This window comes from Terriglobales bacterium (assembly GCA_035937135.1).
In the GTDB taxonomy this organism is placed as follows: Bacteria; Acidobacteriota; Terriglobia; order Terriglobales; family Acidobacteriaceae; genus DASYVL01.
This window is the reverse complement of the sequence record DASYVL010000022.1, coordinates 1-24176: the sequence shown is the minus strand read 5'-3', so window position 1 is coordinate 24176 and position 24176 is coordinate 1. Positions and strand designations below refer to the sequence as shown.

Here is a 24176-nt window from a genome sequence, read left to right as displayed (position 1 = left end):
CAATCGACAATTGCAAATTTCAGATTACAGATTGCAGATTGACTTGGGCGATTCCAGCTTCAGGAAGCTTTTGAACCAATCGGGCGCTTGGAGCCGGGCCACCAACTCAGCCGCGGGAGAATGCGGGTCTTGATCACCGAGAGCACTAGCATGGCCAGGGTGATGGTGGCCAGGCCGAGGGAGGCGCCGCGGATGCTCTGCGTGTGTTGGGGGAGGATGGAAACGCGGCCGTAGACCAACTCAATGTGTACCCAGTAGACCAGCAATGAGGTTTGGCCGAGTTGGATGACCGGGCTGAAGCCCTTGGTCGCCAACCCCCAGCGGCACCAGGCGTAGCTTCCCCACAGGATCCCCAGCAAGAGTCCGACGCGCATCAGGAAGAAGTTGGGACTGGTGAGCCAGAAGTTGTGGACGGCGTAAAGCTGGATGGGCTGGGCTTCGAGCCAGCGGGCGGACTGAAAGAGCGCCGCGCCGCCCACGCCGAGGAGCGCCAGCGCGGCGCCTTCATGCCGGCGCGCCCAATCGCTGAACAGCGCCAGGCCCATGGCCAACCCGGCAAAGGCAAACCCGACCCAGGGGAAGATGGGAAAGAGGCCTGGATGGGGCTGGTCGAAGACGTCAACGCCGTTGATGTACGACTCGAGCGGCCAGGGGAGGAAGCGCAGGCGCCAGGTGGTCCAGAGCGGCGGAGTGAGCAGGGCGATGGCGAGTGCGACCGTGATGGCGGCGGCGAGGGTGAGCCAGCGGGCGCGGGCAGCGCTCGATCCCTTCCCTCCAGCGGCCAGGCGCGCGACCGCGCCCATCAGGATCATGGCCAGCCCCAGAATGTTGAGGATGTCCACGCGGAACAGATTGCTCCACGGCGCCCAGGGGAAAGCGATCAGATACTCCTGCAGGCGGAAGGCCATGCCCAGGCCCCAGATCTCGAGGCCGCGGCTCATGGTGGCGCGGGCGATGTCGTTGGCGGCGACGCCCTTCTGGCGCAGGCGGTCCACCACCAGCGCCGAAGAAATGCCGGCAAGAAACAGGAAGAGCGGCCCGGGAAAGGTCCCGAGACCCTGGGAATACATGAAGAATTGGGTCTTGCGGGCCTCGGGGGTGAGCCAGGCGTCATAGGCGTGCGTCTGGAACATGAGCAGGCACGCCAGGCCGCGCATCCAGTCAATGTAGGCGAGGCGGGAGGGAGCGGAGGCAGTCATGGCAGCGCCGGAGGAGCCGACGATTGCACATTGTAGATTGAAGATTTCAGATTGGCCCGAAAATCAGGCTCGGTCCCTGCCGCCTCAAGGCGCGCCGGGAGGCGACGACTTGGAGCGAGGCGAGGGCGGATGCTTCCGGCGGGCGTCGGTCTCGTTTTTGTCCTCCCCGTAACCGACGCGGATGACCGCGGGCGCCTTGCCGGCCCTGGGAAGCACCACGAACAGATTGGTGTACTCGTTGGAATGGATCCTGACCTCCCGGCGGTAGCCCAGCGCCTGCAGCAGCCCGGGGAGAGTGTCAGCGTGGCCGACGATCAGAACCACGTCATTGGGGTTCTCCTTCCTCAGCCGCCTGATCGCGGCCTCCGGGTCGCGCTGGTCGAGGTTCTTGATCGGCAGCCGCAGTTCTTTGGCGAGGGGCTGGGCGGTGGCGCGGGTGCGGACGGTGTCGCTGGCGTAGATGACGGTGATGCCAGAATCTTTGAGCATCTCGGCCAGCAGGCGGGCGCGCTCCTGCCCCGCCTTGGAGAGTGGGACGTCCTTGCCGTTCATGTCGTCGCCGATCTTTTCCGCGTGGCGGACCAGGATGATGGCCTGCTGAGCGGCGCATAAGGGGAGAATCGCCAGGGCGAACAACGCCAGGCAGAGGGAAACCATTCGGGTGCGCATACGACATCTCACTTTCGTTTCAGAACCGTCCTCACCGCCTGGACGATGTGAGGCGCGGTGAGGCCGTATTTTTCCATTAACTGGTCGGGCGTGCCGGACTCGGCATAGGTGTTCTGGATGCCGACAAACTCAATGGGCACGGGGCAGGAGCGTGCAGCGGCGGCGGCGACGCGCGAGCCGAGGCCGCCGTCGAGCAAGTGCTCCTCGGCGGTGACCAGGGCGCCGCACTCGCGCGCGGCTTGGGCGACGGCTCCTTTATCCAGCGGCTTCAGGGTGTGCATGTCGACGACGCGGGCGGCGATGCCCTCTTCCTCGAGCTGGGCCTGGGCCTGGAGGGCGTAGCCGACCTCGAAGCCGCAGGCGACGATGGCCACGTCGCGCCCGGAGCCGTGGACCTTGGCTTTGCCGATCTCAAACGTGTCGTTGGGCCCGTAGAGGATGGGCGCCTTGGCGCGGCCGGTGCGCATGTAGCAGGGCCCCACGTGCTCGGCCATGCGGTGGACGAGGGCACGGGCGGCGAATTCGTCGGCGGGATGGATGACGACGAAGCCGGGGAGGGCGCACATGAGCGCCAGGTCCTCGACCGACTGCTGGCTGGGGCCGTCCTCGCCGATGGAGATGCCGCCGTGCGAGCCACAGAACTTGGCGTTCACCCCGGGATAGGCGACGGACATGCGCAACTGGTCGTATCCCTTGTCGCAAAGGAAGACGGCGAAGGAGGAGGCGAAGGGGATCTTGCCGGAGAGCGCCAGGCCGCCGGCGATGCCCACCATGTTGGCCTCGGCGATGCCCACGGTGAAGAAGCGGTCGGGAAACTCCTTGCCGAAGGTGGCGCTGAAGGTGGACTTGGCCAGGTCGGCGTCGAGAGCAATGATGTTGGGGTTGGAGCGGCCGAGCTCGGCCAGGGCTTCGCCGTAGGCCTCGCGCGTGGCCTTGCCCATCTTGAGCTCGAGTTTGGTGGTGGCGGCTTTCATTGGTTTTCAGTCGTCCCTAACGGAACTGGATCCATCACGCCTCAGTGACCCCGGCACTGACGTGCCGGGCTACTCTCATGCCGTCCCTGCGGGACGGGACTGATCATACTGCTTGAGCCTCCAGTTCCTTGACCGCAGCCTCGACCTCTTCCGGCTTGGGGGCGACGCCGTGCCACTTGATGTTGTTCTCCATGAAGGACACGCCCTTGCCCTTCACCGTGTTGGCGAGGATGACCGTGGGCTTCTCGGTGGAGTTGGCGCGGGCCTCCTGGAGCGCGGGGATCACCTGCTCGAAGTCGTGGCCGTCGATCTCGCGGACGTTCCAGCCGAAGGCCGCCCACTTGTCCTTGAGCGGGGAGAGGTCGAGGATCTTGTTGGTCCAGTCGTCGAGCTGCTGCTTGTTGTTGTCCACGATGACGGTGAGGTTGGAGAGCTTGTGGAAGGGAGCGAACATGGCGGCCTCCCAGTTCTGGCCCTCCTGGAGTTCGCCGTCGCCGACCAGGACGAAGATGTGGGAGTCGCGGGAATCGAGGCGCGCGCCGAGCGCCATGCCGATGCCGATGGAGATGCCCTGGCCGAGCGAACCGGTGGAGGCTTCGAGGATGGGCAGCATGCGCTTGTCCGGGTGTCCCTGGAGCGGGGAGCCCAGCTTGCGCAGCGTGGGCAGCAGCGCGGGATCGAGGTAGCCGGCGGCGGCGTAGACGGCGTAGAGCGCCGGGCAGCCGTGTCCCTTGCTGAGGACGAAGCGGTCGCGGTCGGCCCAGGTGGGATCCTTGGGGTCGTGGCGCAGGACGCGGAAGTAGAGCGCGGTCAGCAGCTCGACCTCGGAGAGCGAGCCGCCGGGATGTCCGCTGCCGGCGGCGCCGATCATCTTGACGATGTCGATGCGCAGGCCGCGAGCGATGCGCTTCAGCTCGGTGATGCTGGGCTGGGAGGAAACCGCCGGCGCGGTCATGGGCGGACGTGGTCTCCTGCGACGGCGCGCCGTGGAGCTTGCACCGAAGCGGCTGCGGGCTTTTCGGAAGCGGGAGGATGTCCGCGCTCGGCTTGGGCAACGGGTTCGGCTTCCGCCGCCGCCGCTTCCTTCGCCTTGCGCACGTATCGCTTCCCCGTGGAAGTGAGGAAGCGCGCCAGGCGGGCGGCCACGTTCTTCAGCAGGATGCGGTCGAGGGGACCGAAGGCGTCCGGGCGGTCGCTCTCCACGTCAATCACTCCCAGGATGCGTCCAACGATCTTGATTGGAACGACGATTTCCGATTTGGTCTCCAGGAAGCACATGCTGTAGGTGGGGTCGGCGGAGACGTCGGGGATGACCTTCAGGAAGCCGCTCTCGCCCACGGTGCCCACGTTGCCTTTGCCCAGGGCGAAGCTGTGACAGGGCGGCACCGGGCCGCGGAAGGCCTGGCGCATGGCGCGGTCGCCGGCGACCAGATAGATGCCCACCCAGAAATAGTGGCGCTGGCGGTAGAGGATCTCCACCGCCTGGTCCAGCGGGGAGCCATCCTTCACCGGACCGGCCTTTGCGGCTAGCACCAGGTCGAGGGCGGCTAGCACTTCGCGGGGAGAGCGAATGCGTTTCACGCTCAGGCCTCAGGAGGATTTTCTGGGAACGGCTTTAGTGTAACCGGGGCGGAAAGGGCGGTCAACGCAGGGGCTGAGGAAAACCCCGCGTACAACGTCACCACGGAGACACGGAGGCAAGGAGCAGGCAGGAGACCGTAAAGGCACACAGCCGAGGACGGCTGTGCCACACGGGCTGTGCCGCTTCCCACAACCGAGGGCGGCTGCCACATGGTCCGTGCCGCTTCCCCCAGCCGAAGACGGCTGTGCCACATGGGCTCCAGCCGGCTGCGCCGGAGTCGCAGATTCCTCTTGACTGAATGATGGCTCATTCAGTAGTATGTACTCAATCATAGAAGTCGGCGCGCGCCGCTGCTTTTCCCCTGGGCGCGCGGTTGGGAGCATTTCATGATCTCCACCGACTCTGCGGTTCCCTCTTCCGGCGCTGCAAAATCCTCTTCCCCGACCCGCCAGACTGATACCATTCGCAACGTGGAGCGATCGCATCAACTGAAGCCCATCCGGCGCGTCGCGGTGCTGGGCGCGGGCACCATGGGCGCGCGCATCGCCGCTCACCTGGCCAACGCCGGGGTACCCTGCTTCCTGCTGGATATGGTGCCGCCAACGAAGGCGGGCGACTCCCACCCCAACGCGCCAAAGGCGGGCGCGCCGGGGACCCCGGTGTCGCCCGCTTCCACACGCGAGGAAAGGAACAAGATTGCCGCCGCTGGTTTGGAGGCGGCGAAGAAGTCGAAGCCCGCGGCGTTCTGCGAGGCTTCCCTTTCGCGGCTTATCACCATCGGCAACTTCGACGACGACATGAAGCTGGTCGCCCAGGCCGATTGGATCATCGAAGCCGTGGCCGAGAACCTCGAGATCAAGCGCGCGCTGCTCAAGAAGGTGGAAGCGGCGCGGCGGCCGGGGACCATCGTCACCACCAACACCAGCGGGCTGCCGGTATCCAAGATCGCCGAGGGATTCTCCGACGACTTTCGGCGGCACTGGTTCGGCACGCACTTCTTCAATCCGCCGCGCTACATGCGGCTGCTGGAGATCATCCCCACTGGGGAGAGCGACGCGGGCGCCATGGCCGCGGTCGAGCACTTCTCGGACGTGCTGCTGGGCAAGGGCATCGTGGTGGCGCGCGACACGCCCAACTTCATCGCCAACCGCATTGGGACGTTCTCCGTGCTGAACGTGATGCGGCTGATGCAGGAGCTGGACCTCTCGATCGAAGAAGTGGACGCGCTCACCGGCACGGCGGTGGGCTGGCCGCGCTCAGCCACCTTCCGGACCATGGACCTGGTAGGGCTCGACATCCTGGCCCACGTGGTCGGGAACCTGAAGGAAAACGTGCACGACGAGCGCTCGGAGCTGGCCGTCCCCGAGTTTTTCCAGAAGATGCTGGAGCGCAAGTGGCTGGGCGACAAGACCAAGGGCGGCTTCTACAAGAAGCAGAAGGGTCCCAAAGGCGACGAGCGGATGGGCCTGGACTGGAAGACGCTGGAGTACCGTCCGCAGCAGAAGGCCAAGTTTGCGGCGCTGGAGATGGCCAAGAACGTCGAAGGCACCGAGGAGCGGCTGCGCATGCTGCTCTCGGGCGACGCGGAAAAAGACAAGGCCGCGAAGTTCGTGTGGTCGGCGCTGGCGGACCTGTGGACCTACTCGGCCAACCGCATCGGGGAGATCGCGGGCTCGGTGGTGGAGATCGACCGCGCCATGCGACTGGGCTTTAACTGGGAGATGGGGCCCTTCGAGTTGTGGGACGCCGCCGGAGTCGAGGCGACGGTCGCGCGCATGAAGATGGAAGGCCGCCCGCTGGCGGCCAACGCCGAAAAACTGCTGGCGAGCGGCGCCAAGGGCTGGTATCAGGACCATCCCGATGTGCCTTCCGGGCGCTCGTACTTCGACCTGGCGTGCCCCGGCTACAAGCCGGTGGCGGCGCCCGAGGGCGTGTGGTCGGTCACGGTCGCGAAAAAGAGCGGCGCGAAGGTTGTGAAAAAGAATGCCGGGGCGTCGCTGGTGGACCTGGACGACGGCGTCGCGTGCCTGGAATTCCACTCGAAGATGAACTCGCTGGGCGGCGACATTGTGGAGCTGGTGACGCGCTCGCTCCAGCCGGGCGGACCGGGCGACGGCTTCGACGCTTTCGTCATCACCAACGACGCGCAGAACTTTTCCGTCGGCGCCAACCTCATGCTGCTGCTGATGACCGTCCAGGAAGAAGAGTGGGACGACGTGGACCTGGCCATCCGGCAGTTCCAGGCCATGACCCAGGCGGTGAAGTTCTCGTCCAAGCCGGTGGTGGCCGCGCCCTTCGGGATGACGCTGGGCGGGGGCACCGAGGTTTCGCTGCACGCGCCGGCGCGCCAGCCGCACGTCGAACTGTACATGGGACTGGTGGAGGTGGGCGTGGGCCTGCTGCCGGGCGGCGGCGGCTGCAAAGAGATGCTGCTGCGGGCGGTGGATAGCGCGGCGCACATCCGCCCGGATGGACGCGGCGAGGGAGTCGAGTTGATGGAGGCGATGAAGCGCGCGTTTGAGACCATCGCCATGGCCAAGGTCTCGACCTCGGCGTACGAAGCGCGCGGGCTGGGCTTCCTGAGCGAGCAGGACCGCATCACCATGAATCGGGAGCGGGTGCTGACGGACGCGAAAGCGCGGGCGCTGGAGCTGGCGCGCGCAGGATACGTCGCGCCCGTCCCGCGCGACAATATCCCCGCGCCGGGGGAGAATATCCTGGCGACCTTGAAGCTGGGCGTCCATCTGCTGCGCCAGGGAGAGTTCATCAGCGACCACGAGGTGAAGATCGGAACCAAGGTCGCCGAGGTGCTCTGCGGCGGCGCGATCACCCCAGGCACGCCGGTGAGCGAGCAGTACATCCTCGACCTGGAGCGCGAGGGCTTCAAGTCGCTGTGCGGGGAGAAGAAGACGCAGGAGCGGATCCAGTACACGCTGAAGACAGGAAAGCCGCTGCGGAATTGAAGATTGCAGAATTGGCCGAACCGAAGATTCCTCGCCCGCCCGGCGGGCTCGGAATGACAATCCTTGAGGGAAGGTGAAGCGATGAGCACGGTGCGAATGCTGAAAGTGGCGGCCAAGCTGGAGGGCGGGAAGCTGATGCCGGCCGAGCTGGTGTGTCCGGACTGCTCGGCGCCGGGAACCCAGACGGGAAGCTATGGCGGGTTCGAGGGTTCGATCGTGTGCAGCCAGTGCGGGCGGGCGATGGCGTACTTCTCGAGCGCCACGCAGATGGAGCTGGAGCTGGGCAGGCTGCTGAAGGACGCGCAGCCGATATTGCAGCGAGAGCCGTAGCACGAGGGAGTTATGAGAGAAGTAGTGATTGTAAGTTCGGTGCGGACCGCGGTGGGCAAGGCCTTCAAAGGCACACTGCGGGCGACGCGGCCGGACGACCTGGCGGCGACGGCCATCAAGGGCGCGCTGGCTCGCATGCCGCAGCTCGACACGAAAGAGATCGAGGACGTCATCCTGGGCTGCGCCATGCCCGAGGCCGAGCAGGGGATGAACGTGGCGCGCATCGCTTCCCTGCGCGCCGGACTGCCGGTCGAAGCCTCGGCCATGACCATCAACCGCTTCTGCTCTTCGGGCTTGCAGGCGATCGCGCTGGCGGCGGAGAGGATCATGGCGGGAGGCGCGGAGGTCATCGTTGCCGGGGGCACGGAGTCCATGAGCATGATCCCCATGGGCGGGAACAAGGTTTCGGCCAATCCCTGGCTGATCGAACATTATCCCGATTCGTATCTCTCGATGGGGCTGACCGCCGAGCGCCTGGCGGTGAAGTACGGCATCACGCGCGAGATGGCGGACGAGTTTTCGCTCCAGAGCCACAAGAAGGCTTTGGCGGCGATAGCCGCCGGACGCTTTGACGATGAGGTTGTGCCGGTTCCGGTCAGCTTCACCACGCCCAACGGGGCGAAGCCCAAGCGCATCGAGATCACCTTCAAGGTGGATGAAGGGCCGCGCGCGGACACTTCACTCGAAGCGCTGGGAGCGCTGAGGGCGGCCTTCCATGCGCACGGCACCGTCACGGCCGGCAATTCCTCGCAGATGTCCGATGGCGCAGCGGTAGCGATTGTGATGTCGGCTTCCCGGGCCAAGGAACTGGGCATCACGCCGCTGGCGCGCTATGTCTCCTTTGCTACCGCCGGATACAAGCCGGAAGAGATGGGTGTAGGGCCGGTGTACGCCATTCCCAAGGCGCTGAAGCTGGCGGGGCTGAAGCTGGCGGATATGGACGTCATCGAGCTGAACGAAGCCTTCGCGGCGCAGGCGCTCTCGGTGATCAAAGCCGGCGGGCTTGACCCCGCGCGGGTGAATCCGAACGGCGGCGCGGTGGCGCTGGGGCATCCGCTGGGCTGCACGGGGGCGAAGCTGACGGCAACCATCATCCGCGAACTGAAGCGGCGCAAGGGGCGCTACGGGCTGGTGACCATGTGCGTGGGCGGAGGCATGGGCGCGGCAGGGATCTTTGAGAATCTGAATTAAAGGGGAGTTCTATGGCGACGGCGACGGCAGCACCCAAGACGAAGATCACGGGCGGCAGCTTCCTGATCGAGGAGCGCGGGCTCGACGAGGTGTTCACTCCCGAAGACTTCAGTGAGGAACACCGGCAGATCGCGCAGACGGCGGAGGAGTTTGCCGTGAACGAGATCCTGCCCAACGCGGAAAAGATCGAGCACAAGGACTGGGCGGTGACGCGCGCGCTGATGAAGAAGGCGAGCGAGCTGGGCCTGGCTAACGTGGACGTGCCCGAGCAGTACGGCGGCGCGGACATGGACAAGGTGTCGTCGTGCATCATCGCCGACCGCATGGCCAAGAATGGCAGCTTCATGGTGAGCTTTGGCGCGCACGTGGGCATCGGCACGCTGCCCATCGTGTACTTCGGCACCGCGGAACAGAAGAAACAGTACCTGCCCAAGCTGGCGTCGTCGGAGATGATCGGAGCGTATGCGCTTTCGGAATCGTCCTCGGGGTCGGACGCCTTGAACTGCCGCGCCCGCGCCGAGCTTTCCAAAGACGGCAAGCACTACATCCTGAACGGCGAGAAGATGTGGATCACCAACGGCGGTTTTGCCGACCTCTTCATCGTCTTCGCCAAAGTGGACGGCGAGAAGTTTTCGGCGTTCATCGTGGAGCGCACCTTCCCCGGCTTCTCCGCGGGCGCGGAGGAGAAGAAGATGGGCATCCGCGGCTCTTCGACTACGCCCATCATCCTCAACGACTGCAAGGTGCCGGTGGAGAACCTGCTGGGCGAGATCGGCAAGGGACACGTCATCGCCTTCAACACGCTTAACATCGGGCGCTTCAAGCTGGGCGCGGGCTGCGTGGGCGGGGCCCGCACCGCCATCCAGAACGCGATCGGCTACGCCAAGCAGCGCAAGGCGTTCGGCAAGAGCATCGCCGAGTTCGGGCTGATCCAGGAGAAGATCGCGGAGATGGCGGTGGGAATCTACGCTGGCGAGTCCATGGTGTATCGCACGGTGGGGCTGATGGATGCGGCTCTTTCCTCCATCGACAAGAACAGCCCGGAGGCGCCGCGCGAGCTGCGCAAGGGCATCGAGGAGTTCGCGGTCGAGTGCTCGATCCTGAAAGTCTGGGGCTCGGAGATGCTGAGCCGCGCGGTGGACGAGGTGGTGCAGATCTACGGCGGGTACGGCTTCGTGGAGGAGTACCCGGCGGAGCGGGCGTATCGCGACTCGCGCGTGAACCGCATCTTCGAGGGCACGAACGAGATCAACCGCATGATCATCACCGGCTGGCTGCTGAAGCGGGCCATGTCGGGACAACTGGCGCTCATGCCCGCCATCCAGAAGATCATGGACGAGGTGTTGGCGGGGCCGGGCGCGTCGGAGGCGCTCGAAGGAGCGCTGGCGGCGGAGCGGGCGCTGGTGACCAGCGCGAAGAAGATCGCGCTGTTCGCCTCGGGCTCGGCGTCGCAAAAGTACATGATGGGGCTGGCCGACCAGCAGGAGATCATGGCCGCGCTGGCCGACATCGTCACCGAGACCTATGCGATGGATTCGTGCGTGCTGCGCGCGCGCAAGCTCGTCGCGAACCAGGGCGAGGCTGCGGCTGCGCTGGCGGTGCAGATGACGCAGGTGTACGCGGCGGGAGCGATGGAACGGATCGAGTCAGCGGCGAAGAAGGTCATCGTGGCGGTGGCCGAGGGCGACATGCTGCGCACGCAGCTCGCCATCCTGCGCCGCCTGGGCAAGCATGAGCCGGTGAATGCCATCGTGCTCAGGCAGCAGATCGCGAAGCGGGTGCTGGAGGCGGGAAAGTACGTTGTGTAGTTCCTACCGCGGATGGACGCGGATTGAGAAAGGTCAAGACCTTAATCCGCGTTTATCCGCGAGAATCCGCGGTTAGTTTTTGGTTTCCGCCTCGCGCGCCTTCCGCAGTTCTTCCATCACAGTGCTGATTAGTTCCTTGGCGTCGGTGAGGGACTTCATGATCAGCTCGACGTCCATGACCGGGCGGCCGGGATAGCGCTGGCTCTGGCAGTAGACGCCGTGCTGGCCGGCGAGCGTGAGGGCGTCGGTGAGCAGGTCGAGGGTCACGGCCAGGCGCCCGCGCGGCACGCCCATCATGAACTCGTACTTCTCCAGCTCTTCCTTCTTGTCTTCAAAAACCGACATCGGGCCTCACTCTTTGGCTGGCGGCTTCCAGCGCAGCACGGGCTTGCGGGCGGCCTGGACTTCGTCGAGGCGGGAGAGGCGGGTGGAGTGCGGGGCCTCGAGGATCACCTGCGGATCTTTCTCCGCCTCTTCTGCGATGGCGAGCATGGCTTCGACGAACAGGTCGAGCTCTTCCTTCGATTCGCTCTCCGTGGGCTCGATCATCAGCGCGCCGTGAACGATGAGCGGGAAGGACACGGTGTAGGGGTGGAAGCCATAATCAATGAGCCGCTTGGCGATGTCGCCAGTCTTGACGCCGAACTTGGCCTGCAGCTTGTCGCTGAAGACGACCTCATGCATGGTGGGCGTCGCGTACGGGAGGTCGTAGGCGCCGCTCAGCTTGGCGCGGATGTAGTTGGCGTTGAGGACGGCGTCTTCGGTGGTCTGGCGCAGGCCGTCGGGGCCGTTGGCCAGGATGTAGGCGAGGGCGCGCACGTGCATGCCGAAGTTGCCGTAGAACATGCGCACGCGGCCGATGGCCTGGGGGCGGTCGTAGTCGAAGCCCAGCGCGCCATCGGGTTTGGTGACGATGACCGGTACGGGCAGGAAGGGCTCGAGCGATTTTTTGCAGGCCACGGGGCCGGAGCCGGGGCCGCCGCCGCCGTGGGGCGTGGAGAAGGTCTTGTGCAGGTTGAGGTGCATGACGTCCACGTCGAAGTCGCCGGGGCGGGCCTTGCCCACCAGGGCGTTCATGTTGGCGCCGTCCATGTAGAGCAGGCCGCCCTTAGCGTGCAGCAGCTTGGCGATCTTGTGGATCTCCTGCTCGAAGACGCCCAGGGTGTTGGGATTGGTGAGCATGAGGCCGGCAACGTCTTCGTTCATCTGCGCGGCGAGCGAAGGGACGTCCACCATGCCGGCGGCGTTCGATTTTAGGTTCTCGACCGCGTATCCGCAGATGGCGGCGGTGGCGGGGTTGGTGCCGTGGGCGGAGTCGGGGATCAGGATCTTCTTGCGCGGGTTCCCTTTCGATTCCAGATAGGCGCGGATGAGCAGGATGCCGGTCATCTCGCCGTGGGCGCCGGCGGCGGGCTGCAGCGTGATGGCGTCCATGCCGGTGATCTCCAGCAGGCACTCGGAGAGCGTCTTCAGGATGCGTAGCGCGCCCTGCGAGGCGCGCTCGGGCTGGTAGGGATGGGCGTTGGCTAGTCCGTCGAGGCGGGCGGCGACCTCGTTCACGCGCGCGTTGTACTTCATGGTGCAAGAGCCCAGCGGGTACATGCCCGTGTCCACGCCGTAGTTCCAGGTGGAGAGGCGGGTGAAGTGGCGGATGATCTCGATCTCCGAGACCTCGGGCATGTGGCCGAGGTCGGAACGCGCGGCCGTGCCCAGGGTTTTGGCGGCGTCCACTTCGGGGACGTCGAGGGGCGGCAGCTTCCACGCTGCCTTGCCGGGCGAGGACTTCTCGAAAATAAGACCTTCGTCGCGGTTGACGTGGCGGGAGGCTGCCTTGCTGACGCTCATTTCGACACCGCCTGAACCGCGGCATCAATCGCCGCTTTCGTACTCAGCTCGGTACAGCACCACAGAGCGGCGTTGCTCAGCTCCGGGTAAAACTTCTTCAGCGGGAAGCCGCCGATGATCTTTTGCTCCAGCAGCCGCTGGTTAATGGTGTAGGGGTCTTCCGCGGTCTGGACCACGAACTCATTGAAGCGCGGCGCACCGGCGAAGAGCACTTTCGCTTTCTTCGCGAACTCGCCAGAAGCATAGGCGGCCTTGGCCAGATTGTGGCGCGCCAGCTCCTTCAGCCCTTCGCGCCCATAGACGGTCATATAGATGGTGGCCATGAGGGCGACCAGGCCCTGGTTGGTGCAGATGTTCGAGGTCGCCTTCTCGCGGCGGATGTGCTGCTCGCGGGTAGAGAGGGTGAGGCAGAAGCCGCGCTTGCCGTGGCGGTCGCGGGTCTCGCCCACCAGGCGCCCGGGCATCTGGCGCACGAACTTGTCGCGGGTGGCGAGCACGCCCACGTAAGGCCCGCCAAAGCCCAGCGGGACGCCGAAGGACTGCGCCTCCATGATGACGATATCGGCTTCGACCGGTGGCTTCACCGCGCCCAGCGAGAGCGCCTCAGAAATCGAGACGACGAGCAGCGCGCCCTTGCGGTGGGCCAGCTCGGCGACGGCGGCGACGTCTTCGATGGTTCCGAAGAAGTTTGGCGACTGGATAACCACGCAGGCGGTTTGGTCGGTGACGGCTTTCTCCATCGCCGCCAGGTCCACGCGCCCGTTCTCGGTGAAGCCGGCGGTGGCGACGGGCAAGCCCTGATGCTTGGCGTAGGTGGCCAGCACCTCGCGGTGCTCGGGATGGACGCTGCGGGCGACGACAGCGGCGGAGCGTCCGGTGATGCGCGCGGCCATCATCACGGATTCAGGGACGGCGGTGGAGCCGTCGTACATGGAGGCGTTGGCCACCTCCATGCCGGTGAGCTCGCAGATCATGGACTGGAATTCGAAGATGGCCTGGAGCGTGCCTTGGGCGATCTCCGCCTGATAGGGGGTGTAGGCGGTGAAGAACTCGCCGCGAGAGATGAGCGCATCGATGAGCACCGGGCGGTAGTGATGGTAGGCGCCGGCGCCCAGGAAGAGCGCGTAGCCGGTGGCATTCTCAGCGGCGCGTTGGCGGAAGTAGTCCACGACCTCCGACTCCGCCATCTGCCGCGGGACCTTCAGGTCGCGGCTCAGGCGGTATTCGGCCGGGATGGTGGAGAAGAGGCCATCGATGGACGCGGCGCCGATCTCGCGCAGCATCTGCTGGCGGTCCGTCGGGGACTTGGGAAGGTATCGCATGAGGTTGATGTGAGATTCGTTGAATTGTTGAACTAGTGTCCCGCCTCTTCCGCCACAAACTTCTCGTAGTCGGCGGCGGAGAGCAGCTTCGCGGCCTCGTTCGGGTCCTTGACCTTCAAGGTGATCATCCAGGCACCGTGGGGATCCTTGTTGACCTGCTCGGGAGCGGTGGCCAGCGAGTCGTTGATCGCGGTCACCGTGCCGGAGACGGGGGCGAAGAGGTCAGAGACCGCCTTCACCGACTCCACGGTTCCGAAGCTCTTGCCGGCAACGACCTCGGCGCCGAGCTTAGGCAGCTCGACGAAGACGATGTCGCCGAGCGACTCCTGGGCATGGTCGGTGATGCCCACCTGGCCGGTCTCGAGACTGATCCACTCGTGTTCCTTCGTGTACTTCAAGTTCGCGGGATAGGTCATTGGGCCTCAGTTCTCGAACCCCAGTTCTCGGTTCTCAGTTCTCGGTTCTCAGTGACGGAAAAACCTAGACCTTGGGGCGCTTGTAGAACGGCGTTGGAACGATGCGGGCCTCGACGGGCTGCCCGCGGATCTCGACCGAAACCGTGCCGCCGATGGCAGACTGCGCGGGCGGCACGTAGGCGAGGGCGATGTTCTTCTTGAGAAAGGGCGCGTAGGAACCGCTGGAGACCACGCCGATGGCGGCGCCGGACTTGTCCACCACCTTATAGCCGTCGCGGGCGATGCCGCGGCCGGTCATCTCCAGGCCGACCAGCGTGCGGGTGATGCCTTCGGCCTTCTGGTGCTCGAGCGCCGCGCGGCCGATGAAGCTACCCTTCTCCGGCGTGAGCCGGCAGAAGCGGTCCAGGCCGGCTTCCCAGACAGTGATGTCGTCCGAGATCTCGTGGCCGTAGAGCGCCATCTTCGACTCCAGACGCAGGGTGTTGCGCGCACCCAGGCCGCAGGGCAGGATGCCCATTTCCTTTCCCGTCTCCAGGATGTCGAACCAGACGCGGCGGCTGATGGCGGGGTCGGAGGGGATGTAGATCTCGAAACCGTCCTCGCCGGTGTAGCCGGTGCGGGCGATCAGGGTCTCCTTCAGGCGGCATACGGTGCCGTGGGTGAACCAGTAGTTCTTCACTTTCGAGAGATCGGCGTCGGTGAGCTGCTGCAGCAGTTCGGCGGCGCGCGGTCCCTGGATGGCGAGCTGGGTGAAGTTGTCGCCGGCGTCCTCCACCTGGCACTCGAAGTTGCGGGCGTTCTCGCGCGCCCAGTTGTAGTCCTTCTCCCGGGTGCCGGCGTTGATGACCAGCAGATAGCTGTTCTCGTCCATGCGGTGGACGATGACGTCGTCCACGAAGGTGCCCGGAGGGTAGAGCATGGCGGAGTACTGCGCCTGTCCTAAGGCGAGGCGCGAGGCGTCGTTCATGGTGATGTGCTGGACCGCGGCCAGCGCCTGCGGGCCTTCCATGCCGATGTCGCCCATGTGGCTGACGTCGAAGAGGCCCACGGCGGTGCGGACCGCGAGGTGCTCCTGGATGAGGCCGCCGGGGCGTTCGCCAAAGCCGGCGGGGTATTCCACGGGCATGTCCCAGCCGCCGAAGTCCACCATCTTGGCGCCCATCTGGCGATGGACGGAGTTGAGCGCCGTCTTGCGCAGCGTGCCGGCGGCCTCCAGCGATGTGGACAAGAAAGGTTTCCTTAGGCGGGCGTGGGATGAACGAACCCGCTACGTTATCACGCGCTTTTTCTAGGGGTCAACGGCAGCCTCTTTTCAGAACCGAAAAAACGCGCTACAGTGCTTCCTCTATGGCGCAACCGTTCCATTGCAGCGTCTGCGACCTGGAAGAGGCCAAGTGCATCTGCGACAAGTACTGCGGCCTGTGCCACGGGGGAAACAATGTCCGCCTGTGCAACGACGGCCTGTGGTATTGCATCGACTGCCGCGAGGCCTGCGACCTGCAGGCGCAGAACTGAAGACGCCGACGTAGCAGGCTGGCCTCTACCTCTAGATCACCACTGCTTCCTTGTATTCGCCGAAGACCTTGCGCATGGCGTCTGAGATCTCGCCGACGGTGGCGTAGTCCTCGACCGCGCTCAAGATGCGCGGCATCAGGTTGTCGCCAGAGCGGGCGGCGGCCTCGACGGCCTGGAGCGTAGCCTTCCATGTCTTCTGGTCGCGGCGAGCGCGCAGGGCGCGCAGCCGTTCCACCTGGTTGCGTCCTAGTTGCTCATCGATTCGCTGGATGGGCACCGATCTCTCTTCTTCCATCTGGAAGCGGTTCACGCCCACGACCACGGACTGCTCACTATCAATGGTGCGCTGCTGTTCGTAGGCGGCGTTCTGGATCTCCTGTTGGACGTAGCCGCGCTCGATGGCCGTGAGCATGCCGCCCAGGGCGGCGATCTTCTCGAGATAGGCTTGGGCGGCGGCCTCGATCTGGTTGGTGAGCGACTCGATGGCGTAGGAGCCGGCCAGCGGGTCCACGGTGTTGGGCACTCCGGATTCGTAGGCGAGGATCTGCTGGCTGCGCAGGGCGATGCGCGCGGCTTCCTCGGTGGGCAGGGCCAGGGCCTCGTCGAAGCTGTTGGTGTGCAGCGACTGCGTCCCGCCCAGGACGGCGGCCAGCGCCTGCAACGTGGTGCGGACGATATTGATCTCCGGCTGCTGCGCGGTCAGGGTGGAGCCGGCGGTCTGGGTGTGAAAACGCAACATCCAGGAGCGCGGGTTTTTGGCGTGGAAGTCTTCGCGCATGATGCGCGCCCACATGCGGCGCGCGGCACGGAATTTGGCCACTTCCTCGAGAAAATTGTTGTGGGCGTTGAAGAAAAAGGAGAGCCGAGGGGCAAAGTCGTCCACGTCGAGGCCGGCGTCGAGCGCGGCCCGGACGTAGGTGACGCCGTTGGCCAGGGTGAAAGCCACTTCCTGCACCGCGGTCGAGCCGGCTTCGCGCATGTGGTAGCCGGAGATGGAGATTGTGTTCCACTCGGGCAGCTCGCGCAGAGCCCAGGCGAACATGTCGGTGATGACGCGCAGCGCTTGCTGGGGCGGATAGATGTAAGTCCCGCGGGCGATGTACTCCTTGAGGACGTCGTTCTGGACCGTGCCGGAGAGTTTGCGGATGTCCACGCCCGCGCGCTTGGCGACGGTCACGTAGAGCGCCAGCAGGATCGACGCGGTGGAGTTGATGGTCATCGAGGTGGAGACCTTGGTCAGGTCGATGCCCTCAAATAGCCGCTCCATATCCTCGATGGAATCAATGGCCACGCCGACTTTGCCGACTTCGCCCGCGGCCAGCGCGTGGTCGGAGTCCATGCCCATCTGCGTGGGCAGGTCGAAAGCGACAGAGAGGCCGGTGGTGCCGTGGGCAAGCAGGTAGCGGTAGCGCTTGTTGGATTCCTCGGCGTCGCCCATGCCGGCGTACTGGCGCATGGTCCAGAGGCGTCCGCGGTAGGCGGTGGGCTGGATGCCGCGGGTGTAGGGATAGTCGCCGGGATAGCCGGGGTCGTTCCCTTTCAGGTCAGCGGGGGTGTAGAGGGGACGCATCCCGGCGGGCTTCTTCTCGCGGGCGGGCGGCTTCTCCACGGTTTTCTTCACGGTCGGAATTGTAGCAGCCGGGGCTAAAGCCCCAGATTTCAGTGCCGCTTGAATCACCGGCCTAAAGGCCGGTGCTCCCACCACTGCCGGTGCTCGCACCACTGGATTCTCCGAGACTCATGGGCAGCATCACGTCGTGCCTCTTGTGGTGGGAGCACTGGGCTTTAGCCCAGTGAATGCAGGCCTATAACACATCTGGGCTCTAGCCCCGGAGCGCGGTTTTCGCTGTGCTACCATCGTCCTTTCACCATGAAAGACACACTGGGAGTGCTGTTGGCGGGGGGCGCGGGGGAGCGGCTGTATCCGCTGACGCGGGACCGCGCCAAGCCGGCGGTGACCTTTGGCGGCATCTACCGCATCATCGACGTCACGCTCTCCAACTGCATCAACAGCGACCTGCGCAAGGTGTACATCCTCACCCAGTACAAGGCGCTCTCGCTCAACCGGCACATCCGCGAGGGCTGGAACATCGTGGCCCGCGACCTGGGAGAGTTCATCGAGATCCTGCCGCCCATGAAACGGGTGAGCGAGAACTGGTACCTGGGGACGGCGGACGCGGTGTACCAGAACATCTACTCCATCGGCGCGGAGCAGCCCAAGCGGGTGCTGATCCTCTCCGGCGACCACATCTACAAGATGAACTACGAGCGCATGTTGCAGCAGCATGAGGAGGCGCGCGCCGACGTCACCCTGGCCACCCTGCTGGCGGATCCCTGCGAGTGCTCGCGGCTGGGCGTGGTGGACATCGACCGCGAGGGACGCATCGTCGGATTTGTGGAGAAGCCGGAGTCGACCGAGATCCGCTCGCCCTACAACCCGCGCATGATCTCGGCGTCGATGGGCGTGTACCTGTTCAACACCGAGGTGCTGCTGGCCGTCCTGCTGAAGGACGCCGAAGACCCCAACTCCACGCACGACTTCGGGCATGACATCCTGCCCAAGATGGTGGCGGAGTACCGCGTCCACTCCTTCAACTTCGTGGACGAGAACAAGACGGAGGCGCTCTACTGGCGCGACGTAGGGACTCTGGAGGCCTACTACGAGGCCAATATGGACCTGGTGGCGGTGTCGCCGGTGTTCAACCTCTACGACAAGGACTGGCCCATCCGCACCTTCCAGCGGCAGTATCCGCCGGCCAAGTTCGTCTTCGGCGACCCGGGGCGGCTGGGGACGGCGGTGGATTCCATCGTCTCCATGGGCTGCATCCTTTCGGGCGGGACGGTGCGCAACAGCGTGCTCTCCCCCGACGTGCGCGTAAGCTCCCACAGCGAGGTGGAGGGCAGCATCCTGTTTTCGCACGTCCGGGTGGGGCGGCACTGCCGCATCCGCAGCGCCATCCTCGACCGCGACGTGGAGGTCCCCGAGGGCACCGAGATCGGCTACGACACCGCCGCCGACAAGCAGAGGTATTTTGTCACCGAGAGCGGCATCACCGTGGTCACCCGCGACTACTCCCTGTTCGAGAGCCCGGTGACCGCGGATTACTTCACGTCCGAGTAGGATCCTTCGACTCGCTCCGCTCGCTCAGGATTTCGGCTGCGAGCTCCCGCTCGGCTGGTGCCTCGCTCACGCTCGCAAAGCGCCTCAACTTCACGTCGGAATAGCCGGGGGGGGAGACGGCCTATCTTCCCTTTTCGTTCGTCTCAGACACCGGGCTTTCCCCCTCTTTGCTACAATGCCCCGGCTCATGGATTTCGGCGAACTTTTGGCTTCCAAATTCCGTATCTTATGGCTGTAGGAATTTGACCCGGGAGCGCATAGGAGTGCGGGTTGGACGATGCTCAGGCCGTAGTTGCCTTGCTCCGTCGCTGCCTGGCGGGCGACGCCGCGGCGTGGGAGAGGCTCGTCGAGCAGCACAACCGGCGCATCTTCAACCTGTGCTACCGCTTCACCGGCTCCCGCGATGAAGCCGAGGACCTGACCCAGGAAGTCTTCATCAAGATGTATCGCACCCTCAACAGCTACGACGTGCAGCGCGGCGCCTTCACCACCTGGGTGACCACGGTGACCCGCAACCTTCTGGTGGACAACTTCCGCAAGCGCAAGATGGATCGCGTGACGGAGTCGCTGGACGCGGGGTCGGGGCCGGAAGAAGAGGGCTTGAGCCTGGCGGAGAAGCTGGCCGACGGCGGGGTGTCGCCCGACCGCCATGTGGGACGGCGCGAGACCCAGGAGATGGTGCAGCAGGCGCTGGGGAAACTTTCGCCGGAGCTGCGGGAGGCGGTCATCCTGCGGGACCTGCAGGATATGGACTACAAGGAGATCGCGCAGGCGCTCAATGTCCCGGAGGGAACGGTGAAATCGAGGATTAACCGTGGGCGTACGGAACTGGCGCGCCTGCTGGCACGTATTCATAGGCAGGTGAACTGATGGCGGGCGAAGGCACAACCCGGATGAACTGCGCGGAGTTCGAAGCCCTGCTGGCGGAGGCGCTGGATGGCGCCCTGGCGGGCGGAGAGCGCGAGCGCTTCGAGCAGCACCGGACGGCGTGCTCCGACTGCGGTCCGCTGTATGCGGACGCAGCCGCCGGCCTGAGCTGGATGAAGTCCCTGGAAGAGGTGGAGCCGCCGCGGAACCTGGTGCACAACATCCTGATCGCGACCAGCGGGCAGGAGGCGGAAGCCGAGGCCAGCGCGCCGGGCGAGCCCGGCCGGGGCTGGACGCGGGGATGGCTGAAGCCGGCGTTGTTCCCGCTGTATGCGGCGGTGCGACAGCCGCGGTTCGCGATGTCGGCGGCCATGGCTTTCTTCTCCGTCTCCCTGATGATGCAGGTGACCGGGGTAAAGCTGAGCGACCTGCGGCACCTGGACCTGCGCCCCAGCGCCCTGCAGAGCAGCGCGGTGCGCAACTACAACGAGACCAGCTCCAAGGTAGTGAAGTACTACGAGAATATCCGGCTGGTGTATGAGATTCAGACGCGGATGCAGCAGCTGAAGGACGCGGCGCGGCCCGAGCCCCAGGCCCAGCCCTCCGCCCCCAAGAAAGACGACAAGAAGAACAACGACACCAGCGGCCAGCCCGACCCGGAGAAGGATAAGCAGTACAGCCGGGAGAGCCGGGAGCTGGTGCTGGCTTCGGCGCGGGTACGGCAAGGGATTCGGGGAGCAACTTTGGAGAGCAATGCCAGGAGCAAAGCATGAATTGCGCAATCCATCCTGAAGTGGCCGGCACCGCCTTCTGCCGGACCTGCGGCAAGTCGCTGTGCGAGGAGTGCAAGCGCGACGTGCGCGGGGTGATCTACTGCGAGGAGTGCATCGCGGCGCGGCTGGCGGGCACGGCGCCGGGAGTGGGCGCGCCGGGGGCCGGCAACCCAGTGCTGGCGGCGCTTCTTGGCCTCATCCCGGGCGTGGGCGCGATGTACAACGGCCAGTTCGGCAAGGGCTTGGTGCACGTGGTCATCTTCGCGGTGCTGGTGACGCTGGCGGATTCCGGACAGTACGAACCGCTGTGGGGAATCCTGATCATGTTCTTCTTCTTCTATCAGGTGTTCGACGCCTACAGGACAGCTAAGGCGCGGCTCCTGGGCCAGCCGGTGCCGGACGATCCGCTGGGGCTGAGCCGGGGGTTGTGGGGCCCGGGCGAGTCGGCGGGCAGCTTCTCCCACGTGCCCACGGGAGCCATCGTGCTGATCGGGCTGGGTGTGCTCTTCCTGCTGAGCAACGCGGGCCTGTTCCACTGGAATTGGATCGGAAAGCTGTGGCCGCTGATCCTGATCGCGCTGGGCATCCGCATGTACATGCGCCGCTCGGCCGCGGGCCGATAGGGAGGAACTGCTTTGGAGAACTACGTCAGAAACCGGGCTTGCAGGTGCCAGCGCTGCTTGGCGTGGGACCTGATGGGCGCCGCCATGCTCATCACCCTGGGAGTCCTGTTCCTGCTCTCCACCATGGCGCACATCCGGTTCCACAACACCTTCCCGGTAATCCTGATCGTCATCGGAGTGCTGCTCTTCCTGCGTTCGAGCGGCTCCACGGCCGGACACATCTCACCGGGCGCTCCGGCTGCGGGCCTTCCCGCGCCGCCCAGCGTCCCAGAAACACCAAAGGACCCAAGTCATGACTAACGGAACTCAAACTCAGACCCCGCGTCCCCGCTCCTATTTCGGCCCCATCATTCTCATCGGACTGGGGGTGGCCTTTCTCCTGATCAACGCCGGCTTCTGGAGCTGGGGCAACGTGGGCTGGTGGTTCGCGCGCTACTGGCCGCTGTTCATCATCCTGTGGGGAGTGGTGAAGCTGGTGGAGTACTACCAGGCGCGCAGCGAAGGACGTCCGGCGCCGGGGATCGGCGGAGGCGGGATCGTTCTCCTGGTGTTTGTGATCCTGTTCGGGATGATGGCGAGCCAGGCCTCGCGCGTGAACTGGGGATCGCTGGGCGACGAAATGGACCTGGGAGACGACTTCCCCATCCTCTTCGGCACGCGCTACACCTATAACCAGCAACTGGACCAGGCCTTCCCGGCCGGCGGCAGCCTGCGGGTCTCGCTGGACCGCGGCGACATCAAGCTGCGGGCGGGGACGGACGACAAGCTGCACGTGACGGTGCGCAAGACGGTGCTGGCGGGCTCGCAGAGCGAGGCCGACCGGACCAATAGCAGCATGCAGCCGGTGATCAACGTCTCGGGCAGCGAGGTGGCCATCAGCATCGCCAACTACAGCCGGGGCAGCGCCATGGACCTGGAGATCCAGGTCCCCAGGAAGGCCGTGGCCGACCTGATGACCTTGCGGGGCAACGTGGAAGTGGAGGGGCGCGAAGGCAACGTGAAGGCGCACACCTCGCGCGGCGACGTCTCGATGGACGACGTGACCGGGAACGCGGAGATCCACCTGCGGCGGGGCTCCATCCGGGCCCGCAAGGTGACCGGCGACGTGGACGTGGAAGGCTGGATCCACGACTCCAACCTGTCCGAGATTGGCGGCGCGGTGAACCTGCACGGCGACTTCTTCGGCACCATGAGCCTGGCCAAGGTGGGCAAGGGGGTGCGCTTCAAGTCCTCGCGCACCGACCTGGAGATGGGGCGGCTGGACGGCGACATGACCATGGAGATCGGCGACCTGCGGGCGCGGGGCGTGACCGGACCGTTCCGCATCGTGACCCGCTCCAAGGACATCCACCTGGAAGACATGAATGGCGACATCAAGGTGGATAGCAACCACGCCGACGTGGAGCTGACTTCTGACAAGCCGCCCACGGGCGCGGTGGAAATCGTCAACGACCACGGCCACATCAGCGTGGAGCTGCCTGCCAAAGCCAACTTCCAGATGACCGCGCGCACCGACCACGGGGACATCCAGTCGGATTTCGGCGAGCTGAAGGTGGAAAACTCGGATCGCGAGTCCAAGGCCACCGGAGCGGTGGGCGCGGGAGGGCCGGCCCTGCGGCTCACCAATTCCCACGGCGACATCAATATCCGCAAGACAGGATGAGTTCGGCAGTTCCCTCTGCTGCCCGGCCCGGCGCATGCGCTGGGCCGTTTATTTTGGGGCTGCCCTCCCCCCGTTCCCCGGGGGATGCCCGTCAGGGTCGGGCCGAGAGGACGCCTTGGTAGCGGGTGGAAAATGTGATAGTAGTAGTGCACCCCCTTTAATTTAACGTGCCCAAGCCCCTACCTCCATCCATGAAGAAGTGGCAAAGATTGCTGTTGGGGCTCGTCTTTTACGGCAGCTTCGGGTTTGCCGGCGGCGGCAGCTTCCTCATGTTCCTGATGGTGCCTGTGGAGCGCTGGCTGAACGCGATGGGATGGTCGCAGACGGGGATCGACCGCACCCTGGCGCCGTTCGTGTATGGGTGGTTCGTCATCGCTTTGGTGGTGACGCTGCTGTATTACCGGAAAGCGCTGGCCGTCAAGCCGCCGCGGCCGCGACTGGCTTACGGGATCGCGGGCGCAAGCGTGCTGGCGGCCGTGCTGGTGTTCTTCGCCTTCCTGGACACCGACCTGAAGGTGATTACGTCCCGCCAGGGCTCGGTGCGGCAGGTGAGCGCCCAGGCCACCTTCGGCCCCTATCCGGAGCTGGCGGAGATGCAAAAGCTGAAGGAGCAGGGATACGACGGAGTCATCTCCCTGCTGCACCCCACCATCCCCTTTGAGATCGTCCTAATCGCGCGCGAGGAGGCCAACGCCCAGCAGGTGGGCATCAAGCTCTACCACTTCCCCATGCTGCCGTGGATCTCTGACAACCACGAGGCACGGGAGAACCTCAATAAACTGGTGCAGAGCAGCGGCAAGCGTTATTACATCCACTGCTACCTGGGGACACACCGGACCAACCTGGCCCGGCAGTGGGTGCTGGAGGGACAGCGCGATGGGATGCAGACCGCCAACGCGCTGCTGCCGGCGGCGCTCGACCGGGGCATGCTGCTCACCTACGACAACAAGCGCATCGTGGTGGGCCCCTTCCCCAGCGACGACGAATGGTACCTGAGCATCCTGAGCACGGGCGTACGGGAGGTGGTCTCCATCCTCGACCCCAACAAGCCCGACTACCAGCCGTTCATCGAAAAGGCGAAGAAAATCTGCAAGGACTCGGCGCTGCGTTACACCTCCAAGCCCCTGGATACTCAGGCCCCCAGCGCCCGCGACGTGCAGGACCTGGCCGCCTACCTGCGGCAGTCGGACCAGAAGGTGTTCGTGGTGGGCATCCGCAACGGGAACTGGAGCTGGGCGCTGGATGCGGCGCTGGGCGGCGGCGGCGCGCCCTTTCAGACCCCCATCACCAGGGATAAGTTCGAGCGCGGCGAGTT

Annotated in this window: 23 protein-coding genes; 12 read left to right on the top strand and 11 right to left on the bottom strand. The window is 65.2% G+C overall.

Features of this window, described 5'->3' with window-relative positions; translation table 11 throughout:
- Window positions 1–59 precede the first annotated feature (59 nt).
- From VGQ94_01060 to VGQ94_01040, 5 genes are all read right to left on the bottom strand, one after another.
- Window positions 60–1199 (bottom strand): heparan-alpha-glucosaminide N-acetyltransferase domain-containing protein, encoded by a 1140-nt coding sequence (locus VGQ94_01060; GenBank protein ID HEV2021096.1) that lies wholly within the window; start codon window positions 1197–1199, stop codon window positions 60–62.
- A gap of 84 nt (window positions 1200–1283) precedes the next feature.
- Window positions 1284–1868, bottom strand: a complete 585-nt coding sequence (locus VGQ94_01055) for a phosphoglycerate mutase family protein (GenBank protein ID HEV2021095.1) — start codon at window positions 1866–1868, stop codon at window positions 1284–1286.
- 8 nt (window positions 1869–1876) lie between these two features.
- The gene (locus VGQ94_01050; GenBank protein HEV2021094.1) at window positions 1877–2842 is read right to left on the bottom strand and encodes a transketolase C-terminal domain-containing protein; all 966 of its coding nucleotides are present in this window, start codon (window positions 2840–2842) and stop codon (window positions 1877–1879) included.
- A 103-nt stretch (window positions 2843–2945) separates the two neighbouring features.
- Window positions 2946–3797 (bottom strand): transketolase, encoded by an 852-nt coding sequence (locus tag VGQ94_01045; GenBank protein HEV2021093.1) that lies wholly within the window; start codon window positions 3795–3797, stop codon window positions 2946–2948.
- On the bottom strand, window positions 3794–4423 hold the full coding sequence (locus VGQ94_01040; GenBank protein HEV2021092.1) for a GAF domain-containing protein: 630 nt from the start codon (window positions 4421–4423) through the stop codon (window positions 3794–3796). The genes VGQ94_01045 and VGQ94_01040 overlap by 4 nt, the downstream gene beginning before the upstream one ends.
- A gap of 471 nt (window positions 4424–4894) precedes the next feature.
- Here VGQ94_01040 and VGQ94_01035 point away from each other — a divergent pair, with 471 nt between their 5' ends.
- The 4 genes from VGQ94_01035 (at window position 4895) to VGQ94_01020 (ending at window position 10716) form a co-directional block, all read left to right on the top strand.
- Window positions 4895–7387 (top strand): 3-hydroxyacyl-CoA dehydrogenase NAD-binding domain-containing protein, encoded by a 2493-nt coding sequence (locus VGQ94_01035; protein ID HEV2021091.1) that lies wholly within the window; start codon window positions 4895–4897, stop codon window positions 7385–7387.
- 81 nt (window positions 7388–7468) lie between these two features.
- Window positions 7469–7717: a hypothetical protein gene (locus VGQ94_01030; protein ID HEV2021090.1), complete on the top strand. Its 249-nt coding sequence runs from the start codon at window positions 7469–7471 to the stop codon at window positions 7715–7717.
- Between the two features lie 12 nt (window positions 7718–7729).
- Window positions 7730–8908: an acetyl-CoA C-acyltransferase gene (locus VGQ94_01025; protein ID HEV2021089.1), complete on the top strand. Its 1179-nt coding sequence runs from the start codon at window positions 7730–7732 to the stop codon at window positions 8906–8908.
- An 11-nt stretch (window positions 8909–8919) separates the two neighbouring features.
- Entirely contained in the window at window positions 8920–10716 is a 1797-nt protein-coding gene (locus tag VGQ94_01020; protein ID HEV2021088.1) for an acyl-CoA dehydrogenase family protein, read from the top strand.
- A 72-nt stretch (window positions 10717–10788) separates the two neighbouring features.
- On the opposite strand, the gene VGQ94_01015 is transcribed toward VGQ94_01020, so the two are convergent.
- From VGQ94_01015 to gcvT, 5 genes are all read right to left on the bottom strand, one after another.
- Entirely contained in the window at window positions 10789–11061 is a 273-nt protein-coding gene (locus tag VGQ94_01015; GenBank protein HEV2021087.1) for a hypothetical protein, read from the bottom strand.
- 6 nt (window positions 11062–11067) lie between these two features.
- Window positions 11068–12561 carry an aminomethyl-transferring glycine dehydrogenase subunit GcvPB gene (gene gcvPB / locus VGQ94_01010; protein ID HEV2021086.1) on the bottom strand — a complete coding sequence of 498 codons (1494 nt, stop codon included), beginning with the start codon at window positions 12559–12561 and terminating at the stop codon, window positions 11068–11070.
- Window positions 12558–13883, bottom strand: a complete 1326-nt coding sequence (gcvPA, locus tag VGQ94_01005) for an aminomethyl-transferring glycine dehydrogenase subunit GcvPA (GenBank protein HEV2021085.1) — start codon at window positions 13881–13883, stop codon at window positions 12558–12560. Before gcvPA ends, gcvPB begins: the two co-directional genes overlap by 4 nt.
- 32 nt (window positions 13884–13915) lie before the next feature.
- On the bottom strand, window positions 13916–14299 hold the full coding sequence (gene gcvH / locus VGQ94_01000; protein ID HEV2021084.1) for a glycine cleavage system protein GcvH: 384 nt from the start codon (window positions 14297–14299) through the stop codon (window positions 13916–13918).
- Window positions 14300–14363: 64 nt separating this feature from the next.
- Window positions 14364–15527: a glycine cleavage system aminomethyltransferase GcvT gene (gcvT, locus tag VGQ94_00995; protein ID HEV2021083.1), complete on the bottom strand. Its 1164-nt coding sequence runs from the start codon at window positions 15525–15527 to the stop codon at window positions 14364–14366.
- A gap of 119 nt (window positions 15528–15646) precedes the next feature.
- Here gcvT and VGQ94_00990 point away from each other — a divergent pair, with 119 nt between their 5' ends.
- Window positions 15647–15814, top strand: coding sequence for a hypothetical protein (locus tag VGQ94_00990; protein HEV2021082.1), 168 nt, complete (start codon window positions 15647–15649; stop codon window positions 15812–15814).
- 31 nt (window positions 15815–15845) lie between these two features.
- On the opposite strand, the gene VGQ94_00985 is transcribed toward VGQ94_00990, so the two are convergent.
- Window positions 15846–17435, bottom strand: coding sequence for a methylmalonyl-CoA mutase family protein (locus VGQ94_00985; protein ID HEV2021081.1), 1590 nt, complete (start codon window positions 17433–17435; stop codon window positions 15846–15848).
- Between the two features lie 249 nt (window positions 17436–17684).
- On the opposite strand from VGQ94_00985, the gene glgC reads away from it, so the two are divergent.
- The 7 genes from glgC to VGQ94_00950 form a co-directional block, all read left to right on the top strand.
- Window positions 17685–18935 (top strand): glucose-1-phosphate adenylyltransferase, encoded by a 1251-nt coding sequence (glgC, locus tag VGQ94_00980; GenBank protein HEV2021080.1) that lies wholly within the window; start codon window positions 17685–17687, stop codon window positions 18933–18935.
- Between the two features lie 270 nt (window positions 18936–19205).
- Window positions 19206–19805 carry a sigma-70 family RNA polymerase sigma factor gene (locus tag VGQ94_00975; GenBank protein HEV2021079.1) on the top strand — a complete coding sequence of 200 codons (600 nt, stop codon included), beginning with the start codon at window positions 19206–19208 and terminating at the stop codon, window positions 19803–19805.
- Window positions 19805–20575, top strand: a complete 771-nt coding sequence (locus VGQ94_00970; GenBank protein ID HEV2021078.1) for a zf-HC2 domain-containing protein — start codon at window positions 19805–19807, stop codon at window positions 20573–20575. Before VGQ94_00975 ends, VGQ94_00970 begins: the two co-directional genes overlap by 1 nt.
- Window positions 20572–21198: a B-box zinc finger protein gene (locus VGQ94_00965; protein ID HEV2021077.1), complete on the top strand. Its 627-nt coding sequence runs from the start codon at window positions 20572–20574 to the stop codon at window positions 21196–21198. Before VGQ94_00970 ends, VGQ94_00965 begins: the two co-directional genes overlap by 4 nt.
- A gap of 57 nt (window positions 21199–21255) precedes the next feature.
- Complete coding sequence (locus VGQ94_00960; protein ID HEV2021076.1) at window positions 21256–21498, top strand: hypothetical protein; 243 nt, start codon at window positions 21256–21258, stop codon at window positions 21496–21498.
- Complete coding sequence (locus VGQ94_00955; GenBank protein HEV2021075.1) at window positions 21491–22861, top strand: DUF4097 family beta strand repeat-containing protein; 1371 nt, start codon at window positions 21491–21493, stop codon at window positions 22859–22861. The genes VGQ94_00960 and VGQ94_00955 overlap by 8 nt, the downstream gene beginning before the upstream one ends.
- 191 nt (window positions 22862–23052) lie before the next feature.
- On the top strand, window positions 23053–24176 hold a 1124-nt coding region (locus tag VGQ94_00950; protein HEV2021074.1), incomplete at its 3' end, for a hypothetical protein.

Coding starts and splice junctions, on each gene's coding strand:
- VGQ94_01060 (HEV2021096.1), bottom strand. CDS start 1,199: ATGACTGCCTCCGCTCCCTCCCGCCTCGCCTACATTGACTGGATGCGC.
- VGQ94_01055 (HEV2021095.1), bottom strand. CDS start 1,868: ATGCGCACCCGAATGGTTTCCCTCTGCCTGGCGTTGTTCGCCCTGGCG.
- VGQ94_01050 (HEV2021094.1), bottom strand. CDS start 2,842: ATGAAAGCCGCCACCACCAAACTCGAGCTCAAGATGGGCAAGGCCACG.
- VGQ94_01045 (HEV2021093.1), bottom strand. CDS start 3,797: ATGACCGCGCCGGCGGTTTCCTCCCAGCCCAGCATCACCGAGCTGAAG.
- VGQ94_01030 (HEV2021090.1), top strand. CDS start 7,469: ATGAGCACGGTGCGAATGCTGAAAGTGGCGGCCAAGCTGGAGGGCGGG.
- VGQ94_01025 (HEV2021089.1), top strand. CDS start 7,730: ATGAGAGAAGTAGTGATTGTAAGTTCGGTGCGGACCGCGGTGGGCAAG.
- VGQ94_01020 (HEV2021088.1), top strand. CDS start 8,920: ATGGCGACGGCGACGGCAGCACCCAAGACGAAGATCACGGGCGGCAGC.
- VGQ94_01015 (HEV2021087.1), bottom strand. CDS start 11,061: ATGTCGGTTTTTGAAGACAAGAAGGAAGAGCTGGAGAAGTACGAGTTC.
- gcvPB (HEV2021086.1), bottom strand. CDS start 12,561: ATGAGCGTCAGCAAGGCAGCCTCCCGCCACGTCAACCGCGACGAAGGT.
- gcvPA (HEV2021085.1), bottom strand. CDS start 13,883: ATGCGATACCTTCCCAAGTCCCCGACGGACCGCCAGCAGATGCTGCGC.
- gcvH (HEV2021084.1), bottom strand. CDS start 14,299: ATGACCTATCCCGCGAACTTGAAGTACACGAAGGAACACGAGTGGATC.
- VGQ94_00990 (HEV2021082.1), top strand. CDS start 15,647: ATGGCGCAACCGTTCCATTGCAGCGTCTGCGACCTGGAAGAGGCCAAG.
- glgC (HEV2021080.1), top strand. CDS start 17,685: ATGAAAGACACACTGGGAGTGCTGTTGGCGGGGGGCGCGGGGGAGCGG.
- VGQ94_00970 (HEV2021078.1), top strand. CDS start 19,805: ATGGCGGGCGAAGGCACAACCCGGATGAACTGCGCGGAGTTCGAAGCC.
- VGQ94_00965 (HEV2021077.1), top strand. CDS start 20,572: ATGAATTGCGCAATCCATCCTGAAGTGGCCGGCACCGCCTTCTGCCGG.
- VGQ94_00955 (HEV2021075.1), top strand. CDS start 21,491: ATGACTAACGGAACTCAAACTCAGACCCCGCGTCCCCGCTCCTATTTC.